This window comes from Mesorhizobium waitakense (assembly GCF_056431085.1).
In genome coordinates, this window is record NZ_JBWKME010000172.1 from 1 (window position 1) to 23,137 (window position 23,137).

The 23,137-nt window shown below is 60.8% G+C and carries 19 protein-coding genes and 2 pseudogenes; 7 read left to right on the forward strand and 14 right to left on the reverse strand.

Annotated elements, in window-relative coordinates; translation table 11 throughout:
• Positions 1 to 210: 210 nt before the first annotated feature.
• Together AC07FD_RS32095 and AC07FD_RS32100 are read left to right on the forward strand one after the other, a co-directional pair.
• Positions 211 to 966 (forward strand): COG4280 domain-containing protein, encoded by a 756-nt coding sequence (locus AC07FD_RS32095; protein WP_478353106.1) that lies wholly within the window; start codon positions 211 to 213, stop codon positions 964 to 966.
• The gene (locus AC07FD_RS32100) at positions 963 to 1,178 is read left to right on the forward strand and encodes a hypothetical protein (protein ID WP_477281304.1); all 216 of its coding nucleotides are present in this window, start codon (positions 963 to 965) and stop codon (positions 1,176 to 1,178) included. The genes AC07FD_RS32095 and AC07FD_RS32100 overlap by 4 nt, the downstream gene beginning before the upstream one ends.
• 22 nt (positions 1,179 to 1,200) lie before the next feature.
• On the opposite strand, the gene AC07FD_RS32105 is transcribed toward AC07FD_RS32100, so the two are convergent.
• The 4 genes and pseudogenes from AC07FD_RS32105 to AC07FD_RS32120 all read right to left on the reverse strand — a co-directional run bounded on the left by AC07FD_RS32105 (position 1,201) and on the right by AC07FD_RS32120 (position 5,878).
• The gene (locus AC07FD_RS32105) at positions 1,201 to 2,100 is read right to left on the reverse strand and encodes an aldose 1-epimerase (RefSeq protein WP_478353107.1); all 900 of its coding nucleotides are present in this window, start codon (positions 2,098 to 2,100) and stop codon (positions 1,201 to 1,203) included.
• Between the two features lie 116 nt (positions 2,101 to 2,216).
• On the reverse strand, positions 2,217 to 3,212 hold the full coding sequence (locus AC07FD_RS32110) for an ABC transporter permease (RefSeq protein ID WP_095083296.1): 996 nt from the start codon (positions 3,210 to 3,212) through the stop codon (positions 2,217 to 2,219).
• A gap of 59 nt (positions 3,213 to 3,271) precedes the next feature.
• Positions 3,272 to 4,810, reverse strand: a complete 1,539-nt coding sequence (locus AC07FD_RS32115) for a sugar ABC transporter ATP-binding protein (RefSeq protein ID WP_095084325.1) — start codon at positions 4,808 to 4,810, stop codon at positions 3,272 to 3,274.
• 105 nt (positions 4,811 to 4,915) lie between these two features.
• Positions 4,916 to 5,878, reverse strand: a pseudogene (locus AC07FD_RS32120) (sugar-binding protein).
• A 566-nt stretch (positions 5,879 to 6,444) separates the two neighbouring features.
• Here AC07FD_RS32120 and AC07FD_RS32125 point away from each other — a divergent pair.
• The 4 genes from AC07FD_RS32125 to AC07FD_RS32140 all read left to right on the forward strand — a co-directional run bounded on the left by AC07FD_RS32125 (position 6,445) and on the right by AC07FD_RS32140 (position 13,318).
• Positions 6,445 to 7,551, forward strand: a complete 1,107-nt coding sequence (locus AC07FD_RS32125) for a LacI family DNA-binding transcriptional regulator (protein ID WP_478353108.1) — start codon at positions 6,445 to 6,447, stop codon at positions 7,549 to 7,551.
• 572 nt (positions 7,552 to 8,123) lie between these two features.
• Positions 8,124 to 8,729 carry a calcium-binding protein gene (locus AC07FD_RS32130; protein ID WP_478353109.1) on the forward strand — a complete coding sequence of 202 codons (606 nt, stop codon included), beginning with the start codon at positions 8,124 to 8,126 and terminating at the stop codon, positions 8,727 to 8,729.
• Positions 8,698 to 11,571 (forward strand): beta strand repeat-containing protein, encoded by a 2,874-nt coding sequence (locus AC07FD_RS32135; protein WP_478353110.1) that lies wholly within the window; start codon positions 8,698 to 8,700, stop codon positions 11,569 to 11,571. Before AC07FD_RS32130 ends, AC07FD_RS32135 begins: the two co-directional genes overlap by 32 nt.
• Positions 11,572 to 11,902: 331 nt before the next feature.
• Positions 11,903 to 13,318, forward strand: coding sequence for a tyrosine-type recombinase/integrase (locus tag AC07FD_RS32140; RefSeq protein WP_478353111.1), 1,416 nt, complete (start codon positions 11,903 to 11,905; stop codon positions 13,316 to 13,318).
• 586 nt (positions 13,319 to 13,904) lie between these two features.
• Here AC07FD_RS32140 and AC07FD_RS32145 read toward each other — a convergent pair.
• The 7 genes from AC07FD_RS32145 to AC07FD_RS32175 all read right to left on the reverse strand — a co-directional run bounded on the left by AC07FD_RS32145 (position 13,905) and on the right by AC07FD_RS32175 (position 21,037).
• A complete protein-coding gene (locus tag AC07FD_RS32145) occupies positions 13,905 to 15,794 on the reverse strand; it encodes a bifunctional sugar phosphate isomerase/epimerase/4-hydroxyphenylpyruvate dioxygenase family protein (RefSeq protein ID WP_478353134.1) in 1,890 nt (629 codons plus the stop codon).
• 13 nt (positions 15,795 to 15,807) lie between these two features.
• Positions 15,808 to 16,587, reverse strand: a complete 780-nt coding sequence (locus tag AC07FD_RS32150; RefSeq protein WP_478353112.1) for a cyclase family protein — start codon at positions 16,585 to 16,587, stop codon at positions 15,808 to 15,810.
• Positions 16,588 to 16,747: 160 nt separating this feature from the next.
• Positions 16,748 to 17,182 carry a type II 3-dehydroquinate dehydratase gene (locus AC07FD_RS32155; RefSeq protein ID WP_478353113.1) on the reverse strand — a complete coding sequence of 145 codons (435 nt, stop codon included), beginning with the start codon at positions 17,180 to 17,182 and terminating at the stop codon, positions 16,748 to 16,750.
• Positions 17,183 to 17,194: 12 nt separating this feature from the next.
• Positions 17,195 to 18,496, reverse strand: coding sequence for a TRAP transporter large permease (locus AC07FD_RS32160; RefSeq protein WP_478353114.1), 1,302 nt, complete (start codon positions 18,494 to 18,496; stop codon positions 17,195 to 17,197).
• Complete coding sequence (locus AC07FD_RS32165; RefSeq protein ID WP_478353115.1) at positions 18,493 to 19,011, reverse strand: TRAP transporter small permease; 519 nt, start codon at positions 19,009 to 19,011, stop codon at positions 18,493 to 18,495. The genes AC07FD_RS32160 and AC07FD_RS32165 overlap by 4 nt, the downstream gene beginning before the upstream one ends.
• A 74-nt stretch (positions 19,012 to 19,085) precedes the next feature.
• Positions 19,086 to 20,072, reverse strand: a complete 987-nt coding sequence (gene dctP / locus AC07FD_RS32170) for a TRAP transporter substrate-binding protein DctP (protein WP_478353116.1) — start codon at positions 20,070 to 20,072, stop codon at positions 19,086 to 19,088.
• Positions 20,069 to 21,037 (reverse strand): shikimate dehydrogenase, encoded by a 969-nt coding sequence (locus tag AC07FD_RS32175; RefSeq protein ID WP_478353117.1) that lies wholly within the window; start codon positions 21,035 to 21,037, stop codon positions 20,069 to 20,071. The genes dctP and AC07FD_RS32175 overlap by 4 nt, the downstream gene beginning before the upstream one ends.
• A gap of 157 nt (positions 21,038 to 21,194) precedes the next feature.
• Here AC07FD_RS32175 and AC07FD_RS32180 point away from each other — a divergent pair, with 157 nt between their 5' ends.
• Positions 21,195 to 21,863, forward strand: coding sequence for a TetR/AcrR family transcriptional regulator (locus tag AC07FD_RS32180; protein WP_478353118.1), 669 nt, complete (start codon positions 21,195 to 21,197; stop codon positions 21,861 to 21,863).
• A gap of 75 nt (positions 21,864 to 21,938) precedes the next feature.
• Here AC07FD_RS32180 and AC07FD_RS32185 read toward each other — a convergent pair whose 3' ends face one another.
• From AC07FD_RS32185 to AC07FD_RS32195, 3 genes and pseudogenes are all read right to left on the reverse strand, one after another.
• The gene (locus AC07FD_RS32185) at positions 21,939 to 22,136 is read right to left on the reverse strand and encodes a hypothetical protein (protein ID WP_478353119.1); all 198 of its coding nucleotides are present in this window, start codon (positions 22,134 to 22,136) and stop codon (positions 21,939 to 21,941) included.
• Between the two features lie 80 nt (positions 22,137 to 22,216).
• Positions 22,217 to 22,348 (reverse strand): annotated as a pseudogene (locus AC07FD_RS32190) (hydrolase); the annotation flags it as partial.
• 61 nt (positions 22,349 to 22,409) lie between these two features.
• Positions 22,410 to 23,024 carry a TetR/AcrR family transcriptional regulator gene (locus AC07FD_RS32195; protein ID WP_478353135.1) on the reverse strand — a complete coding sequence of 205 codons (615 nt, stop codon included), beginning with the start codon at positions 23,022 to 23,024 and terminating at the stop codon, positions 22,410 to 22,412.
• Between the last annotated feature and the right edge of the window lie 113 nt (positions 23,025 to 23,137).

The following is a 23,137-nucleotide window of genomic DNA, read 5'->3' on the forward strand; positions in this document are numbered from 1 at the left end:
TCAGCATGAATGTTGAATCAGAACCGCGATGATTTGGGAATCCTACGACTCCTATAAGCTCATCCCGCTCTAGAGCCATAGAGCTCCACTTGCTTTTTCGCTGCCACGGGAGCGCTGTATGGTGCTGACCGCATCATGTGCTGGATCGCGATCCCGGGGCAACGACCTTCCCGGAAGATCATGGTGAAACCAGACGACAGAGGAATCGCCATGCAGACTCTGACACCTATACTTTCGACGATCACGGCGGCATTCCTGGCGTCCTTCGTCGAGGTCGTCGAGGCCTTCACCATCGTGCTCGCCGTCGGGGTGACGCGCAGCTGGCGCCCGGCACTGACCGGCGCCGCACTGGCGCTGGTGCTGCTGGCGACCCTGGTGCTGACGTTCGGCCCGCTGCTGGCGCTCGTACCCATCACCACGCTGCAGTTCGTCGTCGGGGTGCTGCTGATCCTGTTCGGCATGCGCTGGCTGCGAAAGGCAATCCTGCGCAGCGTCGGCGTCATCGCCCTGCATGACGAGGAGGCGGCCTTTTCCAAGGAAACCGCCGCCTTGCACCAGCAGGCCCACGACCGCCGCGCCGACTACCTCGCCGGGCTGGCGTCGTTCAAGGCGGTGCTGCTCGAGGGCGTCGAGGTGGTGTTCATCGTCATTGCGGTCGGCGCCGCACATGGGCAAACGCTCTACGCCAGCCTCGGCGCGCTGGCGGCTTTCGTCCTGGTGATGCTTATCGGCCTGGCGGTCCATCGGCCGCTGGCACGCGTGCCGGAAAATGCGCTGAAATTCGTCGTCGGGCTGATGCTGACCAGCTTCGGCATCTTCTGGACCGGCGAAGGCATCGGCGCCGACTGGCCGGGTGCCGATCTCGCCTTGCTCGCCATTTTCGCCATCGTCGCGCTGGCGTCGTTTGCCATGGTGCGCTGGCTGCGCGGTGCCTACCCCACACTCACCGGAGGGCTCGCCCGATGAACGTCATTCGTCTTGCGGCCAAGGAATTCTTCGGCATGTTCGTCGATGACGGCAGTCTGGCGCTGCTGGCGCTGGTCCTGGTGGCCATCATCACGGCGGCGGTGAAGCTGCTGGCGCTGCCGCCGCTGCTCGGCGGCGCCCTGCTGTTGATAGGCTGCCTCGCCATCCTGTTGCAAAGCGTTCGCCGCGCCGCACGCGGGACCAATCGGTAGGGCGGGCGCTGCCGCGGTTGCCTCAAGCCCCAAGCGCAAAAGGCATCAGCGACACCGTGCCAGCCGCACTTTCGCCCGGGGCGAGCACGATGACGCCTTCGTCCGGATCGTTCCATCCGCCCCGGTTGAAAGCACCGGAGGCATTGGTCTGCGGCTCGACGCAGAAATACGGCTTTGTCGGGTCGGCGTACAGCATCAGGTGTCCGAAGACGGGATCGGCCTTGATGCGCAAGCCTGCGCCGCGCGCCGGAAACCGAAGCGTCGCGTCGCCCGTCCAGCCGCCATAGTCATTGTTGCGCCAGCCGGCGGGCAAAGGCCGGCCACCGGCGAAGTCGAGTTCGGGTGCAAGCGTGATCGGATCGCCCGCGATGCCCAGCGGTTCTTCGAGATAGAATCGCGTCGCCTCGAACTGCAATGTGACGTCCGGGTCGCGATCAAACCAGGGATGCAGGCCAAAACCGAACGGCATGGAAACCGGCCCCGTGTTGGTCAGCGTCATGGTCACGCCGAGGCCTTCCTCGGACACCACGAAAGCCTGCATCGCGCGGTAGGAGTAGGGTTCGACGCCGGCCGCGATATCCAGCGACAGCGTTGCCTGGGCGTCGCCCGCCTCAGCAACAGTCCAGGCGTGTTTCCAGCCACTGCCATGCACGTTGATTGTTTCGGGGGGATTGTTCGGCTGGACCTGCCAGCGCTTGGCTGCGAACTCGAAGGCATTTTCAGCGATGCGGTTAGCGTAGGGCATCATCGGAAACATGGCGACGCCAAGCACGTTGCCGGCTTGCCGATCGTCATCGGAAAGCCGGCGCATGAGGTCGATGCCGCGCCAGCGCAGCCCGCCCACGCTGCCGCCAATGCGCGGCACGAGATCGACCTCGAGCGCCCCGGCCCTGAGCGTCAACGGTTCAGGAACTGCATCCATCGTCTGCCATCCGTCCGTCATCGATATCAGGCAATGGCCCGATGTGTGTGTCCGGTGGATCGCAGAACAACACCACGGCTGCAATCATTTCATCGATACAGAGGTGTGCCGGGCAGTTATTCCGCAGCCGCACCGGCCACGTTCTTGCGAGCGGCGTCGACCATCAGCCGCCTTGCCCGGAACACGCCCCATTGCTGGTCGACCAGCACGCCGATGAGGATGACGCCACCCATCACCGCGAAATTGAGCGAGGACGGGATGCCGAGCAGATTGACGAGGTTCTGCAGTTCCTGGAGCAGCACCGTGCCGAGGATGACGCCGATCAACGAGCCCTCGCCGCCGCGCAGCGAGAAGCCGCCGAGCACTGCCGCGGCAATGGCATAAAGCTCGTAGAACTGGCCATGGCTGGCCGGGGAGATCGAGCGCGTGTACATGGCGAAATAGATCGCCGACAGCGCCGTCAGCACGCCGCAGATGACATAGGCGGCCATGACGACGCGGCCGGTGCGGATGCCGGAATATTTCGCCGCCTCTTCGTTCTTGCCGATGGCATAGAGGTAGCGGCCGAACACCGAGCGGTGCAGCACCACCCACATGACGATGGAGATGACGATCAGCGCGATGAAGCTGTTCGGCACGCCCCAGGAGCGGCCGGCCGTCAGGAATTCCAGGTCAGGAAAATTCTGGCCGAAGGCGAAGCCCGCGGTGCCGTCGGCGGTGTAGAAGCGGGCGACCCCGCGATAGATCAGCAGGCCGCACAGGGTGACGACGAAGGGCTGCAGCTTGAGCCGCGTGATCAGCCAGCCATGCACCAGGCCGATGATGGCGCCGAGCGCGATGATCAGCACGAAGGCCAGCGGCCAGTCCAGCTCACGCACGGCGATGAAGTCGATGAACAGCGTTCCCAGCAACGCGACAACCGAGCCGACCGACAATTCGATGCCGCCGGTGATGATGACGAAGGCCTGGCCGATCGACAGGATGCCGAACAGGCCGATCAGGTTCGAAGTGTTGGCGAGATTGATCGGCAACAGGAAGCGCGGGTTGATGATCGCCACCACCGTTCCCACCACCAGGATCAGGATCAGCAGGCCGAGATCTTTCTTGCTCATCGTCTTCTCCCCAATGCCGCCCGAGCAGATCGCGCTTCCCGCGACCCCACGGCAAAAAACTACTTCGGCTGCTTGCCCACCGCGAGCAGCAGCACGTTTTCCTGGCTGAACTGGTCCTTGTCGAGAATGCCCGAGATCTGGCCCTCATGCATGACGGCGATGCGGTCGGACACGCCGATGACCTCTTCCATGTCGCTGGAGATCATCAGCACGGCGACGCCGGCGTCGGCCAGCGCCCGCATCAGCCCATAGATTTCCGCCTTGGCGCCGATGTCGATGCCGCGCGTTGGCTCATCGAGGATCATCACTTTCGGGTTCATGGCCAGCCATTTGCCGAGCACGACCTTCTGCTGGTTGCCGCCCGACAGCGTGCCGGTGCGTGTCTGCACCGACGGCGCCCTGATGCCGAGATTGCTCTTCTGCTTTTCGGCGGTGGCGGTCTCGGCACTTGCCGAAACCAGCGAGCGGCGCGCATGCGCCGGCAGATTGGGCAGCGAGATGTTCTGGGCGATCGACAGATCGAGCAGGATGCCGGTCAGCTTGCGGTCCTCGGGCACAAGGAAGATGCCGTGGGCGACGGCATCCGCCGCCGAGCCCAGCGCAAGCGGCTTGCCGCCAAGCTCGAGCGCGCCGCCAAGGCTGCTGTCGATGCCGAAAAACACTCGCGCCAGTTCGGTGCGGCCGGAGCCGACAAGCCCGGCAAGGCCAAGGATTTCGCCGCGCCTGACATCGAGATCGACAGGCCGGCTCGGATAGGCAGGAGTGCGGATGGCCTTGGCGGCAAGCGCGACGGCGCCGGGAGCCCGCGCGGCCTCGGAGGCTTTTTCGCGCTCTTTCAGCATGCGGCCGATCATCAGCTTGACCATCTGGTCGTGGTTGATGGCGCTCTTCTGCAGCGTTCCGGCAAGCATGCCGTCGCGCAGCACGACGACGCGGTCGGCGACGCGCTCGACCTCATGCAGGCGGTGCGAAATGAAGATGACGCTTATGCCGTCAGCCTTCAACGCCTTGATGACGTCAAGCAGTTTGTCGGTTTCGGCGAGCGGCAGGCTCGATGTCGGCTCATCGAGGATGACCAGCCTTGCCTTGATCGACAACGCCTTGGCGATCTCGACCATCTGCTGCTGGGCCAGCGACAGAGCGGCGACCGGCGTGTCGGCCGAAAAATTGGCACCGACGCGCTTCAGCAGCGGCGCCACCATGGTGCGCAGCCGGGCGCGGTCGACGAGCTTCAGTGCGCCGGCGCGCAACGGTTCGCGGCCAAAGAAGATGTTGGCGGCAACGTCGAGATTGTCGAACAGGTTGAGTTCCTGGTGGACGAAGGCGATGCCCGAACCGAGGCTGGCTTCGACCGAGAGCCCGTCATGGGCGATGCCGTCGACCGTGACGGTGCCGGTGTCGGGCCTGGTGACGCCACCGAGGATCTTCATCAAGGTCGATTTGCCGGCGCCGTTTTCGCCGACGAGGCCGATGACCTCGCCCGGCCTGACCTCCATGGAGAAGCCATCGAGCGCGACGACGCCCGGATAGGTCTTGCGCACGTTCTCGAGCGTGAGGAACGGGGTGGACGCCGTTATGGATGTTTCGGAATAATTCATCACGCCTGACAGCAGCCGGTGGGCTACAGACTGACCGGCCTTCGCCGGCCCGTCAATACGAATGCCGGCCCGGGGCGAACCCCGGACCGGCGCAATTGCTCTGTCTCAGTTTCCAGACATTGCCTTCAGATTGGCGGCATAGGCGTCGACATCGTCCTTGCCGATGATCTTGGTCGGGATGATGATCAACGCATTGGCCGGGATGCCCGACTTGTCGCCCTTGAGATAGGAAGCCATCAGCTTCATGCCCTGATAGGCCCATTCGAAGGGCTGCTGCACGACGGTCGCGGCAACGGTGCCTTCCTTGACGCCGCCCAGCGTGATCGGATCGTCATCGAAGCCGACGACGGTGATCGAGCCAAGCTTGCCGGCGTCGCGCAGCGCTTCATAGATGCGGGGCGTGTTGTAGGAGTAGAAGCCGACCATGCAGGTGACGTCGGGGCTGGCGACCAGCGCGTCCTCGACGTTCTTCTTGGCGCGCGCCTGGTCGATGTCGTCGCCACGCACGTCGACGAGTTCGATCTTGGTGCCGGCGAGGCCGTCCTTCATGCCCTGGATACGCTCCTAGGCATTGTCGGCGCCGAGCAGGCCGACGAAGCCGAGGCACTTGCCGCCATTGGGCATCGCCTTCTTGGCGATCTCGGCCGCCTGCTTGCCGGCATCGACGTTGGACGAGCCGATATAGGCGACACGCTTGGTCTGCGGGGCGTCGCTGTCGGTGGTGAACAGGGCCGTTTGCGAGGCGATCTTGTTCAGACCGTCGGTCGAGGTCTTGGGATCGACGGCCGAGACCATGATGCCCTTGACGCCGGCCGTCACCAGGTCATCCATCAGCCGCTGCTGGATGGCGACGGAGGACTGCTCTGGATATTTGAGCTCGAGATTGTAGTCCGGCAGTTCGCCTTGCGCCTTCTTGACGCCGGCTTCGGCGGCCTTCCAGAAATCGGAAGCGCCGTTGACGACGAAGGCCAGCGTCGGCTTGTCGTCGGCGCGTGCGATGGCCGTCGCCGTCAGGCCGATGAGCAGCGCCGCTGCCGCTACGGATGCATTTCGTATCAAGGATTTCATGTTCAACCTCCCGTTTGGCTCAGTCGTTCGACTGACCGATCTTAGTCACCTGAATTTGCCGTCTGCAGCTTGGACGCCCTCCTCCTCAAAGGGTCCCGGCGCCGAAACAACGGCGTCGTTCCAGCTGCAATCATGGACTTTAGAGACTCATTCTTCGTTCGTAAATAGTCCGATTTGTCAGACATATCACTTGTCCGAGACGGAGCTTGCGGAGGTAGAATCCGCTCGCCATCGGGCTGTTTTCACGCACTCCCACCGCTCCCGGACCGACCGGGCCGGATGCGATGGATTGACGGTACAGCGCATTTTTGTATTAGTAAACAGTATTAGTTGAGAGGTGATTTCCGAAGGGTTCGTGGCATGCCGGCCGGGGTGTCGGTGCGTCGCCTGCGCCTGCGCCGAACCTTGCGGCTTTTGGGTTCCGGACCGAGCGGGGCCGTGTGGAGGATGGACCTCGCGAGCATTAATATATATAAATGACGTGACAATTTCTATAAATCGACAATGTCACGCCATCTTGTCGGCCTCACCGGCAGCCGCTAGACAGGCCTAGGATTGGGGATGCCATGAGCGAGACGACGGATCCGGAAACCCTCGACACGACGAAGCGGCGCAAGCCGCCGGCGAAGAGCGCCAGGGGCCGCGTCACCATGACCGACATCGCCAGGGCCGCCGGCTGCTCGCAGGCGACCGTGTCCTTCGTGCTCAACAATTCGCCCGGCATCAAGCTGTCGCAGCAGACGCGCGAACGGGTGATCGAGGCCGCGCGGTCCCTCGGCTATGCGGCGCCAGCCTTCTCTGCCCTGCGGGCGCCCGTGGCCTCGTTCGAAGGGCTTGACGGGGTGATTGGCTTTGCCGTCGACCAGCTTGCCACCAGCCCCGAAGCCGTCGTCGCCATAGAGGGCGCGCGGCAGGCTTCGTGGAACGCAGGCAACGTGCTTCTGGTGGCGCAGACGCTGGGCGATTCCGTCATGGAACCTCGTGCCATCGCCGCACTCACCAAGCGGGGCATTTCGGCGCTGATCTACATGACCATCTTCACCCGCGAGATATCAGCCCCCGACTATCTCTACGGCCTCGACATCCCGGTGATCCTGCTCAATTGCTATACGGCGGACTATGCCTTCCCCGCCGTGGTGCCGAGCGAGATCGCCGGCGGCCAAAGCTCCACCCGCCATTTGATCAGCCACGGCCACCGCCGCATCGCCACCATCACCGGCGAACCATGGATGCAGGCCGCACAAGACCGGCTGAAGGGCTATCGCCGGGGGCTCGCCACCGCCGACATCCCGTTCGATCCGGAACTGGTTGTCGAGGGCGACTGGTCGGCCAGCGCCGGCTATGCCGCGACCGTCAAACTCCTGGCGCTGAAGGACCGGCCGACCGCCATCTTCTGCCAGAACGACCGCACCGCGATCGGCTGCTACGAAGCGCTGAAGGAAGCCGGCCTGCACATCCCTGGGGATATTTCCGTCGTCGGCTACGACGACGAGGAAATCGCCCGGCATTTGTTCCCGCCGCTGACGACCTCGATCCTGCCGCACATGGCGATGGGGCAATGGGCGATCGAACAACTCGAGGCGCCGGCAGCGCCTGGGCGGGGACGCTATCCGATCACCAAGCTGGAGTGTCCGCTGGTGGAGCGGGAGAGTGTGCGGGGGGTGGTGGGTTAACGGAAGCAAGGGTGTTTGGACGTCTGGCGCACCCGACAGGATTCGACCTGTGACCTCTACATTCGGAGGGCAGTTGTTTGGCATTCCTCTGAGGCGGCTGGTCGGATTACCAAGCGGACAGTTAATGCCTGCGATTGCCTGCACGATGTCCCGTACTGACGAAATCCATGAGCAATGCCGCGACTACCTGGTCGGGGTCGCTGGCGCGCTGTCAGCCGGCTCTTCGGCGACATCGCGCACGTCCTCGGCAGAAGATGGGCGAACAGACTCTCATCGAGGCTTCCAAGCCATATTCGGCCCGGTTAGCAGCATCGCGATCAATGAGGGTGAGGAGGGCCTCGTCGTAACCCTGGAGCATTCCAGAAAAGCGCAACCTCTGGCGGTCGGTATGGAGCGCCTACCGGGCCCTGATTCCAAAGGTCGTCAGCGCTTGTCGTAGTTCCTATTAGGCATGCAGATTGTTCTTGAAATATCGAGCAACGGGGCCTTGGATACTACCGCAGCCAAAGCTAATTGTATCCTTCCGGTCTGCATTTTGAAATTCGATCCCATACAGCGGTGGATAAAACGAGATGACGCAGCCAGCAACGATCTACGGCACCGATGGGGATGACCACAACCTGGACGGGAGCGATGGAGACACCGTGTTCGGTCTGGGCGGTAATGATTATATGGAAGGAGGCGGTAGCTATCTATATGGCGGTGACGGTGACGATTATATCAGAGACGTATCGTTTGGCCCCACGGCAATATTTGGTGGCTCCGGCAATGACACCATCACCGATGCTATGGGCAGCGACACGATCGATGCCGGATCGGGCGACGACACCTTCGGTTTCAGCTTGGCGTTTGGTGGAGGAGAGATTGTAGACGTCGACGTGGTCGACCTCGGGGAAGGTAACGATACTTGTGGTATCGCATTGATACCACAGCTTCGTGCACGCGGCTCAGTTACTGGCGGCGGAGGCGTTGATACGCTGCAGGTTGAAGGAGCCGAAGGTGGTGTTGGGGACGTTTTCTCATATGATTTCAGGCTCGCGGCCGGTAGCGGAACTATGAATATCGGCATATTTTCAATAACAAGTTTCGAGCAGGTAGTTTTTGTAGGCGATTTTGCTAAATACAATATACAGTTCGGAAATCTAAATGATTTATTACGCAAGCTATGCAGGCGGTGAGGCATTCGGCAACGGCGGAGATGACATTCTTTCAAGTCACGGATCAGCTGGGAATAAACTCCATGGTGGGGACGGTAATGATATTATCATTACAGCTGGAGGAAATGCAAAAGCAAATTCAGCTTTCGGCGATAATGGAAACGATGAGATATATTATAACTATAATTACGCAGACTACAATTCTAATGCTCAGTTATCAGGTGGCGTAGGCGAAGACGGCTTCTTGAGCATCGGCGCCGTGGGTTCTACAGCCGAGCATGACACCATACTGGATTTTGAATTGGGAAAGGACTGGCTCGGTTTTTCTTTCGACGCAGCCTCGCAAGTGGACATAAATGTTACACAAAAAAAGGCGATGCAGAAATACAATATAATTTACAATAATGATGTACTTTCGTTCGACACACCATCTTCGCAATATGGCGGACCCATTTTAGTTCATATTTCTTACGACAGGCATAGTGGTGAGCTTTTTGTTAGCGCAGGCGACCGAGGAGGCGTGCAGCTTGTTATTAATGGTGTCCCTCATCTTACTGTCTCGGATTTCTTTTCCTTAACCATTCAGGACGGAGCTATTTTCAACGACCTTGTTCAGGGAAATGAAGACAACAATTTTCTCACTGGAGACGAGCAAGTTTTCGGCCGAGCCGTCGGCGGCGATGACATCATGTACGGTTATGGTGGCGACGACACCATTATAGGCGATGCTGGCAACGATAACATCTATGGCGGCAACGGGAACGATAGTCTCCACGGTGAAATCGGAGCCGATCATCTCGACGGCGGCGGCGGTTCCGATACTGCTTTCTATGACACGTCGGAATCGGCGGTAGCGGTCAGCCTAATGACGGGTAAAGGCACAGCTGGGGATGCTGCCGGAGACACATTAGCGTCGATCGAGAATCTCGTCGGTTCCTGGTTTGCGGATACCCTCACCGGGAACAACCTGGACAACGTTTTGATAGGAGCACACAACAACGATCCCTGGTGGTTCACCAAGCCTGTCGAGGGCGGAGATACGCTACTCGGCTTCGGGGGCAATGATATTCTCGACGGTGGCGGTGGCGCCGACACAATGGACGGTGGCGGTGGCGCCGACACAATGGTCGGCGGCGCCGGCAATGACACCTATTGGGCCGACAATGCCGGCGACCATGTCGTTGAATTGAACGGCCAAGGCACGGATACAGTCAACTGTACCTTCTCCTTCAATCTTTCAGGACAGGAACTGGAGAACCTGACGCTGACAGGCGTTGCAAGCATCAACGGCACCGGCAATTCCTTCGCCAATGTCATCACCGGCAATTCCGGCGTCAACACGCTGATCGGCCTTGACGGCAGCGATACGCTGGACGGCAAGGAGGGCGCCGATACGATGCAAGGCGGCATCGGCAACGACACCTACTTCGTCGACAATGCCGGCGATATCGTCAGTGAAAGCACCGTCGGCGCCAACGGCACCGATATCGTCAATAGCTACATCTCGATCAACCTCAGCGATGGCAACCACTTCACAGACAACATCGAGAACGTCGCACTGCGCAGTGCAGCCTCGATCAACGCCACCGGCAACAGCCTGGCCAACGCGATGAACGGCAATTCGGGTGTCAACACGCTGATCAGTCTGGGCGGCAACGACACGCTGGACGGCAAGGAAGGCGCCGACACCATGCAAGGCGGTATCGGCAACGACACCTACTATGTCGACAATGCCAGCGATATCGTCAGTGAAAGCACCGCCGGCGCCGACGGCAACGATATCGTCAACAGCTATATCTCGATCAGCCTTAGCGATGGCAACCATTTCTCAGGCAATATCGAGAACGTCGCACTGCGCAGTGCAGCCTCGATCAACGCCACCGGCAACAGCCTAGCCAACGCGATGAACGGCAATTCGGGCGTCAACACGCTCACCGGCCTGGGCGGCAACGACACGCTGGATGGCAAGGAAGGCGCCGACACCATGCAAGGCGGCATCGGCAACGACACCTACTTCGTCGACAACGTCGGCGATATCGTCAGTGAAAGCACTGCCGGCGCCAACGGCACCGATATTGTCAATGGCTATGTCTCTATCAACCTCGGCAATGGCAACCACTTCACGGGCAATATCGAGAACGTCGCGCTACGCAGTGCGGCCTCGATCAACGCCACCGGCAACAGTCTGGCCAATACGCTGACCGGCAATTCGGGGGTCAACACGCTCACCGGCCTGGGCGGCAACGACACGCTGGATGGCAAGGAAGGCGCCGACACCATGCAAGGCGGCATCGGCAACGACACCTACTGGGTCGACAATGCCGGCGACCGGGCGATCGAGCTCGACGGCCAGGGCACCGACACGGTCAACAGTTCCGTCAACTTCAATCTCTCCGGCCAGGAACTGGAGAACCTCAACCTTAGCAGCGGGGCTTCCATCAACGGCACCGGCAACCACAACGACAACGTCATCATCGGCAATTCCGGCGACAACATCATCAACGGCCTCAGCGGCAACGACACGCTGACCGGCGCGCAGGGCCATGACAGTTTCCTGTTCACCACCGCACTCAGCCTCGTCGTCAATGTCGACACCATCACCGACTTCTCGGTGGTCGACGACACCATCGTGCTCGATCACGCGATCTTTGCCGCACTTGCCGGCAACGGCACGCTGAGCGCCGACCAGTTCGCCGCCAACGCCTCGGGCACCGCCACCGATGCCAACCAGCACATCATCTACAACACGGACACCGGCTGGCTCTACTACGACAGCAACGGCGATGCCGCCGGCGGCTCGAAGCATTTCGCCACGGTGGCGGCGAACCTTGCGATGACAAATGCGGATTTTGTTGTGATGTGAGGGAAGGGAACCATTATCTGAGGGCTGGGATGGGGGAATGGTGCCCGCCCCTTCGGGCCAAAAGTGTTACCCATGTCTCCGGTATAAACCGTAACCTATGTGCCCGGAACGGACCCTCAGGCTGTTGGCGCACCCGACAGGATTCGAACCTGTGACCTCTGCCTTCGGAGGGCGCTATATCGCTTTCGCTAGGATACGCTAGAGTATCCGAACGTCCTAACAATTCAATATGATAGCGTGCGTCAGCTCGCCGAGCTTATCCATTATTTGCCTTGAGCTTGCTCCCATTTGGTTGCAGTATGGTTGCAACACAAAGAACCCCGGAGGCAAGATGCCCAAGTTTAACAAACGCGCAATCGAGAGCCTTCGGTCAGATGGCACCAAGACAGGAACCCTTTATTGGGATACCGAGCTCAGAGGGTTCGGAGTCAGAGTGTTCCCATCTGGCCGAAAGACATTTGTGGTCAAATTCCGTACCCACAGTGGACGCCAGCGTTGGCTGAAGATTGGCGCCTATGGCCCACTTACCGCAGAGCGCGCACGGGACCTTGCGAAGATCGAGTTGGCCAAGGTCGTGGAAGGCAAGGATCCGGCGACGCTTCGGCACGAATTGCGAAATGCAATGTCCGTTTCTCAGTTGTGCGAACTCTACATGGAGGCCGCCTCAGCCGGCCTGGTTCTTGGCCGTAAGGGACTCCCCAAGAAAGAAAGCACGCTGTCAACGGATCGATCCCGCATTGACGCGCATATCAAGCCTCTACTGGGACAGCTCAAGGCCAGAGCGGTTACGCGAATGGAGATGGAACTGTTTAAGACAGGCCTCGTAACCGGAAAGACCGTCAGAGACGAAAAGCTCGGGCCACGGCGTCGGTCGATCGTCAAAGGCGGCAAGGGTGCGCTGACTCGCACATTAGGGCTTCTTGGGGCGATCTTTGCCTGGGGTATCGATAATGGGCATGTCGAGCAGAATCCGGTACGCGGGGTTCGTCGTTTTGCGGATGCGCAGAAGAAGGCACTTCTAACCGGCGATCAGTATCGCGCGCTGGCAGAAGCCCTTTATACACTTGAGCAGAAACGCGACCGCCACGGCGCACCCAGGCACAGCCAGATTGGAATCGCTGCCATTCGCTTCATTGCGCTGAGCGGTGTCCGGCGTGGCGAATGTCAACAGTTGCGCTGGGACGAAGTAGATGCTCTGGGAACTTGCCTCGCCCTTGGCGAGACCAAGACCGGACCATCGTTGCGCCCGCTCAGCCAAGCTGCATTTGCGATGATCGATGGTTTGACGCCTATTTCGGACTACGTGTTTGCTGCCAAGCCTGAGCAAGCGGGTTACCAGGGGCTACCTGGGCTCTGGGAGATGGTTCAGAAAACGGCGCGCCTTTCGGCTGAGACCGCCGCGGCCAGGCGCTGTGGGGAAAGGCCTCCCGAGGCCGGCCCGCTCGATGCCGTGACTTTGCATAGTTTGCGCCATAGCTTCGCGGGCGTTGCCGAACAACTCGGGGCGACGATTCCGACGATTGCAGCGATGCTGGGGCATCGGCTAAGCGGGATGACCGGCGGCTATATTCTGAAACGCGTGGATAGCTTGCTGATCGATGCGGCGAATGGAGTGGGCAACCACATCGCTGCGCTGATGCGTGGCGAGGCACCATCCGCGCGGGTGATACAGTTTCGTCCCAAGGGCAGGAGCGCAAGCTCAAAGACGGAAGCGAGAGTGCGAACCATTGAATGCCGCCAGATTTGACACCGTATAAGCTGATATGCGTTCTCCAGCGATGCTTTTATGGCCAGTTCGACGTGATTCATCGACGGCTGTAGAATCGCGAAATCCTCAGGAGCGAGATTCTTCAAAACATGGTTGCGAAGGTTAGATTGAGGCATGGCTCTTTTCCCTGACGGGCAAGAGCACGTGACCTCTCCCTGTCGGCTGCATCCGGATAAACGGCGACCGATATCAAAGCATAGGCCTCTACCGGCCGATTGGCAATTTGGGACTGAAAGAACTGCGTCTATCTCGACGCCTACGCCAATGAGACCGCTGCCTTAATCGCGGTGGCGACATCGGGCAAGAAGGCCGTGTCGAGTGGAGCGGATAGCCTCGTCGCGCTGAAGCTGGCCGGTGCGGTGCTGAAGTCGGCGACATCGGGCAAGCCCCGTCTGCCTCTACTAGCCCGTTTGAACTTGGCCCATTCTTATGAATAGGAGGGATCCAGGGTGAACAGGAGGACCCAGGTTAGACGGGAACCTTGACTGCTCAGCGATGCGGCGGCAGACGCACGCGATCGCTGGAGGTCACTGAGCACCCTACGCCTAACTGTCTCTCCAGCCTCCTACCTTGGCATCCCGCTTGGTGGCAGCAATCGCTTCAGGGCGGCGATGCGGAATGGCGCATTGGCGGCGCCGTAACCCTTGTAGCCGCCGCGGCGCTCAACGATCTCGAAGAAGAAGCCCTCGCCATAGCTGCGGCTGTAGAGCTGGAAGTATTCGCCTGCTTCGTCACGATCATAAAGGATGTTGCTGCCTTGCAGCCGATCCGTGAAATCAGGATCGAGGCCAAACCGGGCGGCCAGGTCATCATAATAATTTGGGGATATCTCCAGGGCGCGAAAGCCGAGAACTTCGAGCCGAGCAGCAGTGGCGAATATCTCCTTGCTAGCGAAGGCGATGTGCTGGACGCTGGAACCGAAGCTTTCGGCGATGAAATGCCCCGCCAGTGTCTTGCGGCCTTCGGCGCCGTTGAGGGTCAGGCGCATCCCGCCACCATCACTCTCCACAACCTGGCTGCGGACCAATCCGCCCGGATCGACGACATCGACCATCGGCGACTTCCTTGTCTGAAAGATAGACGTGTAGAAAAGCAGCCAGGTCAGCATGTCGCCGTAGTTCATCGTCTGCGCTACGTGATCTATCCGGATCAGGCCTGCTCCGCCATGCACGCCCGACGCGACGGGTTCGAACTCGACGTGCCAAACTTTTTCGAGTGCATCGTCTATGAAGTAGATGATGCCGCCGCCGACGCCGCGGATGGCAGGAATGATGAGTTCGCCAGGCCCCCGCTGCTCGGCGAATATCTCCGCCGCCAGCGTACGCGCCCGCCCGACCGTGGCGGCGGAATCGGCGACCCTCAGGCCCATCGCATACGCATTCGTGCCGTGCACGACATAAGAGGAATGAGCGAAGCCATCATGGCCGGTGTTGATGACAATGTTGATGTCACGTCTGTCATCCTGCCTCCAGACGGTCACGTCGCGGTTCTTGTGACGAGCCGACAACGAAAAGCCCATGGTCGAAAGGAGAGCGGCCAGTTCCTCCCCTTCCTGCTCATTGGCAGCGAACTCGATAAACTCGACGCCGGACACGGCGATGCGGTCGGGCATGGCAGGCACGTCGATCGCAAGCGCGGGTTCGGCGCGACGCACCTGGTCCATCAGGTAGACCAGCGAGCGTCGGCCGTCGACTGCGATCGATTTCGGCGAACCGCCGCGGAACTGATCGTTGAAGATCTCCAGCGACAACGGTCCATCATAGCCGGTCGCCGCCACCGCGCGCATGAAGTCGGCAACTGCCAGGTCACCCTCGCCTGGCATGGTGCGAAAGTGCCGGCTCCAGTAAAGCAGATCCATGTCGATCAGCGGCGCGTCCGCGAGCTGCACGATGAAGATGCGGTCGCCGGGAATGGCACGGATCGTTTCGACGTCGATCTTACGCGCCAGCGAGTGGAAGGAATCGAGAATGAGGCCGATGTTCGGATGGTCGGCGCGACGCACGATCTCCCAGGCATCGCGGTGATCGTTGATGTGCCGCCCCCAGGCGAGCGCCTCATAGCCGACGCGCAGCCCGCGTCGTGCCGCGCGCTCGCCGAGCTCGCGGAAATCGGCGGCGGCCCGGTCTATGCCGCCAAGCGCCAGCGGCGAGACGTTCGAGCAGACCAACATCAAATCGGTACCTAGCTGCTGCATCAGGTCGAACTTGCGCTCGGCGCGGTCGAAGGCGCGCATCCTCTGAGGCTCCGGCAATCCCTCGAAATCGCGGAACGGCTGGAAGAGGGTGATCTCCAGCCCGTGATCGCGCACCATGCGGCCCACCTCGGCGGGTGTGCCGTCGAAGGCAAGGAAGTCGTTCTCGAAGATCTCCACGCCATCGAACCCGGCCGCGGCTATCGCCGCGAGCTTTTCGCGAAGGTCGCCGCTGATCGAGACGGTGGCGATGGAGGTCTTCATCATTGTCGGCGCGTCACATGAGGGCAATCACCCGCGTTGGCCCGCCGGTCGCACCCTTCACCTTGGGAATGCCAAGGAAGAGACGCGCGCCGGATGGCGGGATCGCATCGAGATTTGCCAGGCATTCCACGCCCCAGCGGCCGCTGCCCAGCCATTCGTAATGAACCGGAAATGCTCCGCTAGAGTTGAGACCGGTATCGAGGGAAAGCGTGTCGACGCCGATGCCCTTGACCTTGCGTTCACTGATCAGGAAATGCGCGGCCTCGACGTGAAAACCAGGCGTATGGTTTCGCTTCTTGTCGTCGTTGCCGGTGAATTTTGGATCGCCGACCAGTTTGTGCCAGCCTGAGTTCATCACCACGCAACAGCCTTCCGGCAAGGGACCGTTCTTCGATTCCCAGGCCTTGATGTCGTCTGGCGTCAATGCGGTATCGGCATTCTCGGCGGCGCGTGCCGCGATGTTGATGACGGCGACCGGGACGATCAGGTCCGCGATCGGGATCAGATCGGCAGTCATTCCATCGGCGGAGAAGTGGATCGGCGCGTCCATATGCGTGCCGCTGTGCTCGACGATCGTCCAGCGATTGAGGTTCACCTTGTCCTTGGCGAAGGTGACAAGATGTTCGACGGTGAACCATTTTTCACCGCTGAAGGTTGGAAAGCCCTCATAGAGCGCGTGCGAGAGGTCGACGGTATCGGTGAAACTGATCGGCGCCGCCTGTGCCGGCCGCACCGCCGGAAGCGCGGCAGCCGCTGCCGCGCCAAGGCCCAGCGTGAATCCGGCTTTGAGCAAGCCTCTGCGCGTCGCATTTTCACAGATCGAATGAAGACATCCTCGAGGGCACATGCGATTTCTCCTTCCCCTTTGTTTGGTTCAAAATCCACGCACTTACTGTACTAACCAGTTCGTTCATTGGTCCCGCGGGCGATCCCTCGAACGGCATGACGGCCCGCTAAGCGTCGTCGATCAACTCCTTCAGCGATTTCACGGCGGTCGCGTATCCGCGAGGCCCGAGGCCGGCGATGACCGCGGTCGCGGCCTTGGAGACCAGCGAGCGGTGATAGATTTCCTCGCGGCGATGAATGTTCGAGATGTGCAACTCAATGATCGGCCCATTAAACATCTTCAGCGCGTCGAGGATGGCAATCGAGGTGAAGGAGAAGCCGGCAGGATTGATGACGATGCCGGCACCGTCATCAATCGCCTCATGGATCCAGTTGACGATCTCGCCCTCGAAGTTGGACTGGTGGAAGCGGAGAGGGCGTTCACCGGCCACCTCTCGGCAAGTGACCTCGATCTCCTCAAGCGTCGTCCTGCCGTAGATCTCTGGTTCGCGTGTGCCGAGGCGATTGAGGTTCGGGCCATTGATCACGAAGATCGGCTTCATCGCTCTACCCCCTCACCCCTGATAGCCAAGCAGCCGCGGCAGCCAGAGCACGAGCCCCGGAAAGAACGTGATCAGCGCCAGCGAGCCGATCATCGCGCCAAGAAACGGCAGTATATTGCGCACCAGGTCCCTGAACGGCACCTCGGCGATCCTGGTCATGATGAAGAGCAGCAGGCCATAGGGCGGAGTGACCAGGCCAAGCATGATGTTGACGACCACGACCACGCCGAAATGCACCAGATCGATGCCCAGGGCTCTCGCGGTCGGGATGAGCACCGGCACGATGACCAGCAGGATGGTCGTTCCCTCCAGCACGCAGCCCAGCAGCAGAAGCAGGATGTTGACGAGGATCAGGAAGCCGGTCGGCGACAGTTGCCAGGCCTGCAGCAGCGAGCTCACCGACTGCGGAATGTTCTCGACGGTGACCACATAGTTGAACACCAGCGCGCCGCCGATCAGCATGCCGATCGAGGCGCTGGTGCGGGCGCTGACCAGCACCGAGCTGTAGAAATCGGCAAAGCTGACGCTGCGATAGAGGACGGTCGAGACCAGCAACGCGTAGGCGCCGGCGACGGCAGCCGCCTCCGTCGGCGTCGTTGCTCCGCTGTAGATGCCGCCGAGCAGTACCACCGGCATCATCAGCGAGGGCAGTGCCTGCCAGGTGATGCGCGGCAACTCGCGAAGCGGCATCGGCGGCTCGACCGGAAAGCCGCGGACGCGGGCATGATAGGCGACGATGATCATTTGTCCCGCCGCCATCAGCAGGCCCGGCACGACGCCACCGAGGAAGAGGTAGCCGATCGAGGCGTCGGAGACGAGGGCGTAGACGACCATCGGGATGGAGGGCGGGATAATCGGTCCGATGACCGCCGTCGCGGCGGAGAGCGCGGCGGCGTAGGCCGGCGGGTATTTGCCGTCCTTGGTCATCATCTTTTGCATCAGCTTGCCGGGGCCGGCGGCGTCAGCGATGGCCGAGCCTGACATACCCGCGAAGATGATCGCCTGCGCGATGTTGACGAAGGCGAGGCCGCCGCGGAAGCGGCCGACAATAGCATTGCAGAAACGAAGCAGGCGCTCCGTCATGGAGCCGATGTTCATCAGCTCGGCGGCCAGCACGAAGAGGGGAACCGCGAGTATGATGTAGTTGGCGTACATGCCATTCAGCAGTTGCTCGGCGACGGTACCCATGTCGAGCCCGGCAAGCAGCAGATAGAGGATCGAGCCGGCAATCATGGCGTGACCGATCGGCAGCCCGAGAAAGGCGAGTGCGGTGATCGCGATGATCGAAAGGGAGAAGGGGCTGGCAATATTCACGTGCCAGACCCCATTTCCGTCGGATCCGGCCGCTTCGGAGCCGGACCGAAGGCGGCCTGCCAGGAAAGCCAGAGGTAGCGCACGAGCGTGGCGACGACGAAGATCAGATAGATGGAGAAGAGCCAGTCGAAGCGGAACTTCAGGTAGGCGGTGTGCTCCACCCTCATGAAGGTCACGTAGTCGAAGACTGCCGGCAAGGAGACAGTGTAGAGCACGATGAGCGCGGCGGCCGCGGCCAGGAACATGATGCGGCGGACCCTTGGTCCGGCCGATGTATAGAAGAGATCGAAGCGTATCTCCTCCTCCTCGCGGATCACGAAGGCGGCGCCCCAAAGCACCAGCCAGATCCACAGGATCACGCTCAGTTCATTGGTCCAGCCGATCGGGAAGTTGAGCAGGTAACGGAAGACGATCTGCAGGATGAATACGGCAAACATCAACGCCATCATGGCCGCGAGCACGACCTCGGCAAAGCGATAAAGTCCGCCGGCGATGGAGCGGGGGGTGGCGTTCAAGACGAGTCCCTTATAGCTATTGCTTTAGCTGCGGCCGGCTCCAGCCGGCTTTTGACCGCCGGAGCCGAAGCGCATCAGAGCGCGTTGATCTTCTCCACCATGCCCGCCGGCCAGTCTTTCGCCAGATCGGACGCCAGATACTGCTCCTGCACATGCTTGCGGAAGGCCGCGACGTCGGGCTCGTAGAGCTTCAGGCCCTTGCCCTTGAAGAATTCGACCAACTCCTTTTCCCGCGCCAGATGCTTGCCCGTCGAAAATTCGATGGCCGCATCGGCCGCCGCCTGGAACTTTGCCTGCTTCTCGGCGCCCATCTCGTCCCACACCTTCTTGGAGACGGTCAGCAGATCGAAACCGACGAGGTGCGACGTCAGCACGATCTGAGACATCACTTCGTAGAATTTCATGTTCTCGACATTCGGCAGCGGATTGTCCTGTCCGTCGATCGCGCCTGTCTGCAGGCCGGTATAGACCTCCGCATAGGCCATTGGGGTCGGATTGGCGCCCAGCGCCTTGCCGAGGAATTGCCAGGCGTCGCCGCCTGGCATCCTGAGCTTGACACCGGCCAAATCGGCGGGCGTCTTAATCTCCTTGTCGGGCTTGAGGCCCAGCTGGCGGACGCCGAAGTATGTGGGGCCAAGTACCCTTATGCCGAGTTGGTCTTCGGTCATCTTCTTCAGCTCCGCGCCAGAGTCGCTGGCAAAGAACTTTCTCATGTGGGCCGCATCACGGAACAGGTAGCCCGCGGTGACGATGGACCATGCCGGGATTTGCTTGGAGATGTCCTGCGGGGCGATGTTGCCCATTTCGAGGTTGCCGCGCTGCATGGCGACAAGCTCCGTTCCCTGCTTGAAGAGATTGCCGCCGTAGTAGCCCTCGAAGGTGAAGTCGTCCTTGATGGCGTCAGCGAATTTCTTCATCATCTCGGCGCGGATGTCCTGCTCCGAGAACACCGCCGAGAAGCGCAGCTTCGGCTTGTCCTGCGCAAAGGCCGGAAAGGCAGTGGCGGTCGCGATGAGACCGGTGCCGACCAGAAACTGGCGTCGGGTTGCGTTCAACGTCATGTCTTCCTCCCTGTTTCATTTCCATGTGTCTGATGGGGTTCGCCAACCCCTGCTCGTCGCGGAGCAGGCGCGTCGCCGAAGGCCGCGAAAGTAGCCCTCATTCGATCGATGTCCGGCACAATGCCGGTGAAAAGTTCGAAAGCGCGCGCCGCCTGATGGACCGCCATGCCCTCGCCGCTCAGCGTGCGGCAACCCCGCCGCCGCGCTTCTGCGAGCAGCTCCGTCTCAAGCGGGAAGTAGACGATGTCGGCAACCCAGCAATCTGGTCTCAGCAACGCCGGATGGAGGGGGATGCCCGGCACTTTGGCCATGCCGACCGGCGTTGCATTGACGATCCCGTCGACGCGTGCCGCTGCCGCTACGAGGTCGGAGGCAACTTTCACGCGGTCGGCGCCGAACCGCGATGCGAGCCGCACAGCCAGCGCGGCGGCTCTCGCTTCCCCGATATCGAAGAGCCGCAACTGTCCGACTCCAGTTTCAAGCAGGGCTTGAGCAACCGCCGCCCCGGCTCCGCCTGCGCCAAGCAGCAAAACGGCGTCACGCGCCACCTCTGACATCTCGCGCCGGAAGCTCTCTTTGAAGCCCCAGAAGTCGGTGTTGTGACCGATGCGGCGACCGTCGCTCAGCACGACGGTGTTTACAGATCCGATTGCCTCCGCCGCCTCCGACAATTCGTCGAGCAGCGGAATGATCTCCTGCTTGTATGGGAAGGTGACGTTCAGCCCGTCGAAGCCGAAATGCGCGGCGAATGCGAGTATGTCCTCCAGCCGCAAGACGCCGTCGCCCATGCGATCGACATCGAGCAGGCGATAGACATAGGGGATACCCCGCGCCCTGCCCTCGGCCTCATGCATTGCCGGCGTTCGCGACAGCTGGATGCCGCGCCCGATCAAGCCGACCAATGTGGGCCGCGGATCGGCAGCCGCATGCCGATCGGTCTCGATGCTGGCAGAAACTGACGCCAATCGACCTCCCGGACGCCGCCTTGCTCCTGGCAAGTTCCTCCCGGCATCACATGAATTTTGTACCGTCTGGTTAATTTCGTCAACAAGTTTGTACGAGACAGTTAATTTGCTAATAGCTGGTGCTGGAGTAAGCCTGCACTGGGAGAACTAGTCTGTCATGGACGACAAACCGGCAAACGGGCGAAGCGGCTGGAAGCAGGATCCGGCGGGGGTGCGCAAGAACATCCTTGCCGTCGCGATGACGGAGTTTGCCGCCAACGGTCTCTCAGGCGCGCGCATCGACGAGATCGCGGCCAAGACGAATACGTCGAAGCGCATGATCTACTATTATTTCGGCGACAAGGAAGGGCTCTACGGCAAGGTTCTGGAAGAGGCCTATCGCGAGGTCCGGGCCGGCGAACAAGAGCTCGAGCTCGACGATCTGCCCCCGATCGAAGCGCTAACGAGACTGGCCGAGTTCACCTTCGACCACCACAGCCGACATCCGGACTTCATCCGGATCGTCATGATCGAAAACATCCACCACGCGGAATACATGGGGCAGTCTGAGCTGATACGTCTGCTCAATGCAGGCGCCATCCAAAAGCTGGAGGCGATCTGCCGGCGTGGCCGCGAGGCGGGGCTGTTTCGTGACGACGTGACGCCGCTCGAACTGCACTGGCACATCAGCGCGTCGAGCTTCTTCAATGTTTCCAACCGTGCCACCTTCTCGCGCATCTTCGGTCATGACCTGTTTGGCGCCAAAGGCCAGGATGCATTGAAGCAACATATGGTCGAGATGGTTGTCGGCCTTGCGCTCAAGCCAGACCGGCGCTTACGTCGCTGATCCTTGAGGACGAAGTAACATCAGATGGTAGGCAGAACCAGCTAGCATGGCACCAGCGCAAAAAAGGCTGCCTCTCTATTTCGGTTTTGAAACCCGATAGCGAAGATGGACAACTCCGTGCTCCAGGGTCGTGGTTCCTATCAGACTGAGTTCGCATTTGCCGGCAAGCCCGCCGGGATATGAGAACATCCCCTGCACTCCCTGGTCAGCATCAAATGCTGGTGCCAAGGCCAGCGGGTTCAGTTTTCCGTTCATTGCTTCTATTTCTGACATGACAAGAACCGCCCAGCAGTGTGGGATGACGAGGCCCGATGAGTGTTTCCACTTCCTTACGACGCATTGTTCTGAATGTTCTAGCCCTCGGCGCTTGACACCGGCGTGTTGAGCAGCAGCTGCTTCCGTTGGAACGCGATGCCGCTCCCAGCGGCGTGGTGCTTGAGCACGTCAGTCAACTCTGCAGCGTGCTCGGTCCGGGCCCAGTCGCGCGACGCAAGGCCGCGTCGGCCTGGTTGCTGCATATTGCATGACGTTTGTTTCGGCACGCCGCTAGTACGACTTGCCGAGAGCTTTCAGGATAAAGCGAACCTGCTCGCGCAGGCCCGCTTCGATGTCTTCGCCATGTTGAAGACAGTGCTCGATCAGAATCGGGTGGAAGAACGGTATGAACGCGGTCTTGACCGCGCGTGCCGCCTCGGCGGGATCCTCGACCTTGAATTCGCCGGCTTCGATGCCCTCGCGGATGGTCGCCTCGAAGATTGAGATCAGCCGCTCGATATGCGCCTTGATGATCGCCCGGTTCTCCTGCATGGCGGCGACAATCATGTCGTGCATGCGCTTTTCCTTGATCAGGGTAGTCTTGCCGTGGTGGTGAACGGCGGTCAGAAGCCGGTTGAGTTTCTCGGAGGCTGGCGCGCTCGTGCGTGCGATCGCAAAGGCGATCTCGGCGACCTCGTTGACTACCCGGCCACAAATGGCTTCGACGATCGCACTCTTGGAGGGGAAGAAACGGTAGACGTTTGCTGTGCTCATGCCGAGCTCCGCGGCAATGTCTGCCACCGACGTCTTATGGTAGCCGATGCGGCGAAACTGCTCGTCCGCCACCTCCAGAATGTGTGCGCGCATTTCATCGGGATCAGTTCGCGCTCGGAGCGGACGATTCATGGATGTCTCCAGAATTGATGAGGCACGAACCTGCCGGACTGGCATGGACGATCACCGGTAAGTGGCAAGTTCGAGCCGTTGGCCTTGCCTTGGTCGGGCAAAGCCAACGGCGG